This window comes from Streptomyces sp. NPDC089915, from assembly GCF_040684675.1.
Taxonomy (GTDB): domain Bacteria; phylum Actinomycetota; class Actinomycetes; order Streptomycetales; family Streptomycetaceae; genus Streptomyces.
The window spans coordinates 1-9,011 of record NZ_JBFBGN010000203.1 but is presented as its reverse complement, the minus strand read 5'-3'; the positions used below and the strand labels follow the sequence as shown (position 1 = coordinate 9,011).

The 9,011-nt window shown below is 73.8% G+C and carries 8 protein-coding genes; 5 read left to right on the top strand and 3 right to left on the bottom strand.

The annotated features are described in order from the left end of the window. Positions 1–1,358: HEAT repeat domain-containing protein (locus tag AB0O29_RS32865; protein ID WP_365159163.1), on the bottom strand; the 1,358-nt coding region annotated here is incomplete at its 3' end. Between the two features lie 342 nt (positions 1,359–1,700). Beyond that, complete coding sequence (locus AB0O29_RS32860) at positions 1,701–2,102, bottom strand: ankyrin repeat domain-containing protein (RefSeq protein ID WP_365159160.1); 402 nt, start codon at positions 2,100–2,102, stop codon at positions 1,701–1,703. Between the two features lie 330 nt (positions 2,103–2,432). On the opposite strand from AB0O29_RS32860, the gene AB0O29_RS32855 reads away from it, so the two are divergent. Both AB0O29_RS32855 and AB0O29_RS32850 read left to right on the top strand, forming a co-directional pair. Then, entirely contained in the window at positions 2,433–2,627 is a 195-nt protein-coding gene (locus tag AB0O29_RS32855) for a hypothetical protein (RefSeq protein ID WP_007262923.1), read from the top strand. Between the two features lie 32 nt (positions 2,628–2,659). Next, the gene (locus AB0O29_RS32850; protein ID WP_365159157.1) at positions 2,660–4,291 is read left to right on the top strand and encodes an ATP-binding protein; all 1,632 of its coding nucleotides are present in this window, start codon (positions 2,660–2,662) and stop codon (positions 4,289–4,291) included. A 55-nt stretch (positions 4,292–4,346) separates the two neighbouring features. Here AB0O29_RS32850 and AB0O29_RS32845 read toward each other — a convergent pair whose 3' ends face one another. After that, the gene (locus AB0O29_RS32845; RefSeq protein ID WP_365159155.1) at positions 4,347–5,846 is read right to left on the bottom strand and encodes a PLP-dependent aminotransferase family protein; all 1,500 of its coding nucleotides are present in this window, start codon (positions 5,844–5,846) and stop codon (positions 4,347–4,349) included. Between the two features lie 215 nt (positions 5,847–6,061). On the opposite strand from AB0O29_RS32845, the gene AB0O29_RS32840 reads away from it, so the two are divergent. The 3 genes from AB0O29_RS32840 (at position 6,062) to AB0O29_RS32830 (ending at position 8,957) form a co-directional block, all read left to right on the top strand. Next, a complete protein-coding gene (locus AB0O29_RS32840) occupies positions 6,062–6,832 on the top strand; it encodes a glycerophosphodiester phosphodiesterase family protein (RefSeq protein ID WP_365159152.1) in 771 nt (256 codons plus the stop codon). Between the two features lie 67 nt (positions 6,833–6,899). Continuing rightward, entirely contained in the window at positions 6,900–8,282 is a 1,383-nt protein-coding gene (locus AB0O29_RS32835; RefSeq protein WP_365159149.1) for an MFS transporter, read from the top strand. Between the two features lie 300 nt (positions 8,283–8,582). Further along, entirely contained in the window at positions 8,583–8,957 is a 375-nt protein-coding gene (locus tag AB0O29_RS32830; protein ID WP_007262928.1) for an RNA polymerase-binding protein RbpA, read from the top strand. Positions 8,958–9,011 lie beyond the last annotated feature (54 nt).

Here is a 9,011-nt window from a genome sequence, read left to right as displayed (position 1 = left end):
TCGTCGACATCGGCGAGTTCTTCAAGAAGGTGCAGGTCGCAGGGTTCGCCAGGATCAACTTCAGCGAAAAGCTCCCCGATGGATCGGAGCTGAAGCTCGCGGGTGGTCTCCTCGCAGTCCCAGAGGCATTCGACCGCGAAGCCCGCCCCGAAGGCGGGGTCCGTGCCGGCCAGGGCGCGGGCGGCGCGGCCGCGCAGGTGGGAGGAGGAGGTCTCGCGGTAGACGTGGCGCAGCACCGGCGCGGCGCAGCCGATGCCGAGCCGGCCCGCGCCGTCCACCAGGGTGAAGAGCCGGACGGAGTCCGGGCCGGAGCCGCGGACGGTGTTGCGCAGGGCGCCGAGCACGAGGCCGGCGTCGTCGGCGCCGCCACGGGCAGCCAGGAGGGCCGCGGCGGCCGCTCCGAGGGCGTCGGGGCGGTGGACCCACTGGCGGGCGCGTTCGAGGGCGGCGGGGCCGCCCATGCGCTCGTAGGCGGCCACGGCCGGCTCGTCGCCGGCGGCTTCGATGAGGTCCAGGACGGCCGGGTTCTCCGGTTCGGCGAGGACCAGGTGGTGCAGGGCGGTGGCCCGGGCGGCCTCGCCCTGGGCGCCGGCGGCGGCCGCCAGGATCTCCGGGCGGTCCTCCGGCGCGGCCACGGCCGCGAGGCAGCGCGCGGCGGGCACGTGCAGCGGGGTGCCGCGGCTCAGCCCGTCGGCGGCCCAGTCGAAGACGGCCCGCACCCCCCAGCCGGGCCGGGGGCCGCTGGGGTTGAGCTGGCGCTGCCAGCGGTCGAAGGAGCCCTGCTGGCGGGCGGCGCGCAGGCGTTGCCCGTACTGCGGCAGCTCCTCCCACAGGCTCCACGGCCGGGGCTCGTAGGCGTCGCGCACGGCGGCGGCCAGCCGCGCCCCGCCGTCGGCGGTCTCGGGGAAGCGGGCGAGGACCGGGTCGGCGAGGGAGCGCAGCCCCTCGTCGTCGTCGCGCAGGGCGAGCTCGTCGAGGGCCCAGGCCCAGTTGGCTCCGGAGGCGGCGTAGCGGCGCAGCAGCATGAGCGCGTCGTCGCGGCCGTAGGAGGCCAGGTGTCCGAGGACGGACAGGGCGAGCCCGGTGCGGTGGTCCTCCTCGTCGACGAGGTCGTCGACGCCGAAGAGGTGGGCCTCGATGGCGCCGAGGGGGCCGTCGAGGTCCAGGTACAGGCGTGCGTAGTACAGCGACCGGTTCTCGACCTGCCAGTCCTGCCGCGGGTCACGGGTCACGCACTCGTCGAGGGCCGCGAGGGCCTCCGGCCGGGGCGCCGCGAGGGCGTGCAGCGTGCCGTCGCCGCGGCCGCGCTGGAGGAGGCCGAGCAGGGTGCCGCTCGGCGCTATGACTGGTTCGAACATGGGAATGGCCTCAAATCAAGCTGGGGACGCAACCGGGAATCGGGATTCACAGGGCCGCGTAACAGCATGTGAGGACGTCCGCCGTCATGTTCCGCTCGATGTAGACCATTGCCTTCTCACTCTCGTCGGTGCTTCGCGTCCGTGCCGGCCGGTCCGGCAGGGGTGGGTGTGGACACCCTTCGTGTCCAGCCCGCTCCTGCCCGTCCGTCATGTCCGCGAATCGAATCCGACGCCATGATGACCCAGGCGGTTTGTGCGCCGCGACCACATTTAAGGGCGTCGTGACCAAGCCGTGAGGTCCCGGGCCCGTCCCGGCCCGGGCCGGGCGGGGGAATAAGCGGATTACTTGGCTCCGAAGAGTTCCAGCAGGTCGGCCTTGTTGAACATGCGGGCCGTGTCCACCGCGGACGGGGTCCCGGCGTTCGGGTCCGCGCCGCCGGCGAGCAGCGCCCGGATGACGGCTTCCTCGCCCTTGAAGACGGCGCCGGCGAGCGGGGTCTGGCCCCGGTCGTTGGCCCGGTCGGCCTCGGCGCCCCGGGCCAGCAGGGCGGTGACGGCGTCGGCGTGGCCGTGGTAGGCGGCGAGCATGACGAGGGTGTCGCCGCGGTCGTTGGTGAGGTTCGCGGGGACCCCGGCGTCGAGGTAGGCGGCCAGGGTCTCCGTCTCACCCTGCCGGGCGAGGTCGAAGATCTTGGTGGCCAGCTCGATGACGTCCTCGTCGGGCGCGTCCTGGTGCTCGCTCATCGGTCGTACCGCCTTTCGGTCTTCTCACGTCGCATGGGGCAGGAGTCTGCCCAGGCCGGGCGGGCAGGGGGGTGCCCGGCACTGCGTCCGTACGGGTGAATCGCCAGAGTAGCGCCAGGTCGGGGACATGAGGGGGTCGGTCCGAGGCAAGGATGTCGGTGGTCCGTGCACCTGACACCGCCGGAGGCCGACGCGCCAGCCGGGAGGGGCCGGTCAAGTGAAAAACCCGAAGGTTCACCCGTATGCACCTTTTGTCGCATTGATACTTCCTGTGAGCCTGGAACAACTGATGGTGACCTTCCCTACCGATCCGCTCACAGGAGAACTCCCATGGTCCTGTCGATCTCAGGCGTCGTACTGCTCGGCATCATCTGCTTCCTGTTCTTCAAGAAGGACGGGATGAAGCTGACGCACGCCTTCGTCTGCGCGCTCTTCGGCTTCTTCCTCGCCGGCTCCGCGATCGCCCCGAGCATCACCGCCAGCACGGCGAGCCTCGCGAGCCTGCTCGGCGGGATCAAGCTCTAGACCTCCCCCGCCCCACCACACAGGAGACGACCGTGGCCCGGCGCCCACTCCCCCGCATCCTCACCAGTGGCAGCACCTCGCTCGCCCGGGGCCGCGATCTCGCCCGCACGGCGGCCGACAACGCCACGGACGTCCTCCATCCGCTCCTGGTCATCGGGCGCGGACTGCGCGTGCTGGCCGCCGCCGGCCGCCGCAAATGGGCCGCGACCCCCAAGGACAAGCGGGGACCCGCGCTGTTCCTGGGGGCCGCCTGCGTCCTCGTGGTCGCGCTCGTCCCGTACGGGCCGGTCACTGCGCTGCTCGCGCTCATGGCGGCGGCGGGCTGGCACGGACGCGACCGCACCCCGGCGAAGACCGGGCCCAGCGACGCCGAGACCGATCGGCTGCGCTCCCTCTACGAGGCCCTCGTGCCCTACTTCTCCGCCCCGGAGGACCCGAACCCGCTCTTCGCCCACGGCGGCGGCTTCGACGACGCCTTCAGCGACCACGCCTTCGACGCCGAGGGCCGCGTCACCCGGCTGCGGATCCGCTACCCCGCCTACTTCACCGACGGGGAGGCGGCCTCGCGGGCCCGGATCGAGGCCCTGCTGCACGCCAAGTCCGGGCGCGGCCGGGAGTACCTCTTCGTCTGGGACGAGGAGGCCAACCGGCTCGACCTGAGCGTGCTGGAGGCGCTGCCCACCGGGATCGCCGCCCAGCCGTTCGTGACCTCGCCCGGCGAGTGCGTCCTCGGCTTCACCGACCCCGAGGGGGTCCGGCGCACCCTGCCGGTCCTGGAGGGCGACGAACACCGCGACCTGCCGCCCGTCATCTGGCGGACCGGCCCCGGCTCCGCCGAACCGCACCTGCTGGCCGTGGGCCAGCCCGGCGCGGGCACCACCACCCTGCTGCGCTCCATCGCCCTCCAGGCGCTGCGCCAGGGCGGCGACGTGATGATCGTGGAGGGCGGCGGCAGCAACGAGTACGCCTGCCTGGCCGGGCGCGCGGGCGTGCTGGCCGTCGAGTGCGGCCCCACCGGCGCCCTGGCCACCGTCGAGTGGGCCGCCCACGAGACCGAGCGGCGCCTGATCGCCGCGCACCGGGCCCGCGAGGCCGGCCGGCCCGCCCCCGAGGACATCCGGCGGCCGCTGTGGATCCTGCTGGACCGGCCCAGCGTGCTCGCGCACCTCGCGACCGCCGAGGGCCGGCCCGACCCGCTCGCCCAGCTCCAGGTGCCCCTGCGGCACGGCCGCGCCGCGCACGTCACGGTGGTCGTCGCCGAGCAGTTCGACCACCTGGAGCTGATCGGCGACGCCGTCTGGCAGCACACCCGGGCCCGCGTCGCCCTCGGGCCCGCACCCGTCCAGCAGCTCACCGACGTCCTCGGGCTGCCCCCGCACACCACCCCGGCCCCGCAGCTCCCGCCCGGCCGCGGCTACGCCCGGCTCGGCACCGGCCCGGTCCACCGGCTCCAGGTGCCCGCCACCCCGGACCCGTACGACGACGGCACGCACCCCGCGCACCGCCACGCCGTGCTGGAGCTGCTGCCCGAGCGGCAGGCGGCGGGCCCGGGCGGCGGCGAGGGCCCGCAGGCGGCCCCGGGACCGCTCAAGGAACTCCCCCCGGCCCAGGCCTCGGCCCTCGGCGCCGAAGGGCTCCCGGAGGTCGCGGCGGAAGCCCCGTAGCCCAGGCCGGTCAGGCGGGTCAGGCCGGTCAGGCCGGTCAGGCCGGTCAGGCCGGTCAGGCCACGAACGTGCGGGGCGGCTCCGCCCCGCCGCCCGCCCCCGTACCGACCAGGCGGGCCGCCGCCGCCAGGCGCGCGGCGGCCTCCTCGGCCACCGGCCCGCCCACGGTGAACGGCAGCCGGACGTAGCCCTCGAAGGCCCCGTCCACCCCGAACCGGGGCCCCGAGGGGACGCGGACGCCGACCCGCTCCCCCACCTCCGCCAGCCGCGACCCGGACAGCCCGCCGGCCCGGGCCCACAGGGTGAGCCCCCCGGCCGGTACCTCGAACTCCCAGTCCGGGAGCTCCCGGCGCACCGCCGCGACCAGCGCGTCCCGGTTCTCCCGGGCCTGCACCCGGCGCATCCCGACGGCCTCCTCCCAGCCCCCGGTCCGCATCAGCCAGTTCACCGCGAGCTGCTCCAGCACCGGGGTGCCGAGGTCGGCGTAGGCGCGGGCCGCGACCAGGCTGCGGATGACGTCGGGGGCCGCCCGGACCCAGCCGATCCGCATGCCCGCCCAGAAGGCCTTGCTGGCGGAGCCGACGGTGACCACCGTGGAGCCGGCCGGGTCGAAGGAGCACACGGGGCGCGGCATGGCCGGCTCCGGGTCCAGCCGGAGCTCGGCCATGGTCTCGTCGGCGATCAGGACGGTCCCGGCGGAGCGGGCGGCCTCGACCATGGCCCGGCGCTGGTCGTCGGAGGCCAGGGCGCCGGTCGGGTTGTGGAAGTCGGCGACGACGTAGGCCAGGCGCGGGGCCGCGTCGCGCAGCACCTGCCGCCAGACGTCCATGTCCCAGCCGCTCAGCCCGGCGCCCATGGCGACGGGCACCAGGCGGACCCCGGCGGCGCGCATCAGCTGGAGGATGTTGGCGTAGGAGGGGGACTCGACGGCGATCCGCTCGCCCCGGCCGGCGAAGAGGCTGCAGATGGCGTCTATGGCGCCCATGGCGCCGGTGGTGACCATGATCTGCTCGGGCATGGTCGGGATGCCGCGCTCGGTGTAGCGGTCGGCGAGCATCCGGCGCAGCGCGGGCAGGCCGGCCGGGTAGTCGCCGTGGGTGTGGGCGTACGGCGGTAGCTCCTCCAGGGCGCCCTGGACGGCCTTGGTGAGCCAGGGCTCGGGGGCCGGGAGGGCGGCGCAGCCCAGGTCGATCATGGAGCCGAGGGATTCCGGCGGGAGCGGTTCCAGGCCCCGGGCCGGGAGCGGGTTCCCGGCCGGTACGGAGGTCCAGCTGCCGGCGCCGCGGCGGGACTCCAGGAAGCCCTCGCCGCGCAGGGCCTCGTAGGCGGCGGCGACGGTGGTGCGGCTGAGGGAGAGGGCGACGGCCAGTTCGCGCTCGGCGGGCAGCCGGGCGGCGACGGGGACGCGGCCCTCCAGGACGAGCAGCCGGATCCCGTCGGCGAGGGTGCGGTACGCGGGCGCCTTGCGGGCGCCGGGCACGGCGGGCCGGTCCTGCTGCGAGGTGATCAGCCGGGCGAGCTGTGCGGTGCCGACCGCTGAGGTCCACTGAGCCATGGCGTCCGGTCCACCTTCATCGGATTGGCCCCGGCCGACGGGGTCCGGGGCCGGGATTGGATTGGTTCCGCGGCCTCCAGGGTGTCACGGCGCGGTCCACCCGGACCAGACGGGGTCCGGGCCGGCCGCCCCGGCCCGGCGGGCGGCCGGGGGCGTTCACCGTCCGTCCACGCGGGCGCTCCCGTCCCGGGGGGTCCGGCGTGCATACTGCGGCCGTGACCCACGTACGCCTTCGCCACCCCTACCTCGACCACCCCGCCCCGATCCCCTTCGCCCACCGGGGCGGGGCGGCGGACGGGCTGGAGAACACCGCCGCCGCCTTCCGCCGGGCCGCCGGGGCGGGCTACCGGTACTTCGAGACCGACGTCCACGCGACGGCGGACGGGAAGCTGGTGGCCTTCCACGACGCCACCCTGGACCGGGTCACCGACGCGACGGGCCGGATCCGGGACCTGCCCTGGAGCCGGGTGCGGGAGGCGCGGGTGGCGGGGAGCGAGCCGCTGCCGCTGTTCGAGGAGCTGCTGGAGGAGTTCCCGGACGCCCGCTGGAACGTGGACGTGAAGGACGAGTCGGCCCTGCACCCGCTGGTGAACCTGATCGCCCGGGCCGGGGTCTGGGACCGGGTGTGCGTGGGCTCCTTCTCGGAGAGCCGGGTGGCCCGGGCGCAGAAGATCGCCGGCCCCCGGCTGGCGACCTCGTACGGGGTGCGGGGCGTGCTGGGGCTGCGGCTGCGGTCGTGGGCGATCCCGGCGGCCCTGCGGGTGGGCGCGGTGGCGGCGCAGGTGCCGGAGACCCAGGCGGGCATCCGGGTGGTGGACCGGCGCTTCGTACGCACCGCGCACGAGCGGGGACTCCAGGTGCACGTGTGGACCGTGAACGAACCGGAACGCATGGAGGCTCTTCTCGACCTGGGTGTCGATGGCATCATGACCGACCGGATCGACATCTTGCGCACGGTGCTGGACCGGCGCGGGGCCTGGGCCTGACGGGCCGCAGGACCCCCGCGCCCGGTGCGGTGGCCGGCGTCCTACGGGGAACGGCGAGGGGGCGCTCATGACCGAGCGTACGGAAAACGAAGCGGAATCCGGTGCGGAGGACGGCAGAGCCGCCGCCGAAGGGGCCGCCGCGCGCAAGCGCGAACAGCACGGCTGGTACTTCTACGACTTCGCCTGCTCGGTCTACTCGACGAGCGTGCTCACCGTGTTCCTCGGGCCCTACCTGACGGCGGTGGCCAAGGCGGCCGCCGACGCCGAGGGCTACGTGCACCCGCTGGGCATACCGGTGCGGGCCGGGTCGTTCTTCGCCTACTCGGTGTCGCTGTCGGTGATCCTGGCCGTGCTGGTCATGCCGCTGGCGGGGGCGGCGGCGGACCGCAGCGGCCGCAAGAAGCCGCTGCTGGCGGCGGCCGCGTACACCGGGGCGGCGGCGACGGCGGGGATGTTCTTCCTGGACGGGGACCGCTACCTGCTGGGCGGGGTCCTGCTGATCGTCGCGAACGCCTCGCTGGCGGTCTCGATGGTGCTCTACAACGCCTTCCTGCCGCAGATCTCGACCCCGGACGAGCGGGACACCGTCTCCTCGCGGGGCTGGGCCTTCGGCTACACCTCGGGCGCGTTCGTGCTCGTGCTGAACCTGGTGCTGTTCCAGGGCCACGACTCCTTCGGGCTCTCCGAGGGGGCCGCGGTGCGGATCTGCCTGGCCTCGGCGGGCCTGTGGTGGGGGGCCTTCGCGGTCATCCCGCTGCGCCGGCTGCGGGACCGGGCGGTGGTCCGGGAGGCGGGCGCGGCACCGGCCGTCAGCGGCTGGCGGCAGCTGGTGGCCACGCTGAGGGACATGCGGCGCTATCCGTTGACCCTGTCGTTCCTGCTGGCGTACCTGGTCTACAACGACGGGGTGCAGACGGTGATCTCCCAGGCCTCGGTGTACGGGTCGGAGGAGCTGCGGCTGGAGCAGTCCACGCTGATCGTGGCCGTGCTGCTGGTCCAGATCCTCGCCGTGGTCGGCGCGCTGGCGATGGGCCGGCTGGCGGCATCGTACGGGGCGAAGCGGACGATCCTCGGCTCGCTGGCCGCCTGGGCCCTGACGCTGGGGGCCGGGTACTTCCTGCCGGCCGAGACCCCGGTGTGGTTCTTCGCGCTCGCCGCGATGATCGGGCTGGTGCTGGGCGGGAGCCAGGCGCTGTCGCGCTCGCTGTTCTCGCACCTGGTGCCGGCGGGCAAGGAGGCCGAGTACTTCTCCGCGTACGAGATGAGCGACCGCGGGCTGAGCTGGGTGGGACCGCTGGTTTTCGGACTGACGTACCAGCTCACGGGCAGCTACCGGGACGCGATCATCTCGCTGGTGGTCTTCTTCGCACTGGGTTTCGCCCTGCTCGCCCGAGTGCCGGTGCGGCGTGCGGTGGAGGCGGCGGGGAATCCTGTTCCGGTGCGCGTCTGAGCCGGGATCCGTCCGGACTCGTGAACGAGTTCCGAACGGATTTCGACGTTATGGCGATCGGCCGGTAGTGTACGCCTTTGGCCTGCCAGGCGGACCGTTACTGCGCGTTCATGAAATAGAGACGTTGGGTGACATCTGCTGCCAGATGTGACAAAACGGGCACTGGTGGGTACAACAAGGGGCGGCACGACGGGCGACGCATGACCCGGAGCGGGAATCTATACCGCCGACCGGACGTTGACCGGATGACGACGACAGCGACACCTGTCCTGTGGGCGACAAGCCCGGGAGGCACGATTCATGAGTGAGCGAGCTCTCCGCGGTACGCGGCTCGTGGTTACCAGCTACGAGACGGACCGCGGCATCGATCTGGCCCCGCGCCAGGCGGTGGAGTACGCATGCCAGAACGGACATCGATTTGAGATGCCGTTCTCGGTTGAGGCAGAGATTCCGCCGGAGTGGGAGTGCAAGGCGTGCGGCGCCATGGCACTCCTCGTGGACGGGGACGGGCCCGAAGAGAAGAAGGGCAAGCCTGCGCGAACGCACTGGGACATGCTCATGGAGCGACGCACTCGCGAGGAGCTCGAGGAGGTGCTGGCCGAACGGCTGGCCGTCCTTCGCTCCGGCGCCATGAACATCGCCGTGCATCCGCGGGACAGCCGCAAGTCCGCCTGACCGCGGGCGCGAGCACAAGCCGAGGGGCCCCGCCACTGACGTGGCGGGGCCCCT

Bases quoted from the DNA above. Each gene is read 5' to 3' on its own strand.
- AB0O29_RS32860 (WP_365159160.1), bottom strand. From the start codon at position 2,102: ATGAGCGAGCACCAGGACGCGCCCGACGAGGACGTCATCGAGCTGGCC.
- AB0O29_RS32855 (WP_007262923.1), top strand. From the start codon at position 2,433: ATGGTCCTGTCGATCTCAGGCGTCGTACTGCTCGGCATCATCTGCTTC.
- AB0O29_RS32845 (WP_365159155.1), bottom strand. From the start codon at position 5,846: ATGGCTCAGTGGACCTCAGCGGTCGGCACCGCACAGCTCGCCCGGCTG.
- AB0O29_RS32835 (WP_365159149.1), top strand. From the start codon at position 6,900: ATGACCGAGCGTACGGAAAACGAAGCGGAATCCGGTGCGGAGGACGGC.
- AB0O29_RS32830 (WP_007262928.1), top strand. From the start codon at position 8,583: ATGAGTGAGCGAGCTCTCCGCGGTACGCGGCTCGTGGTTACCAGCTAC.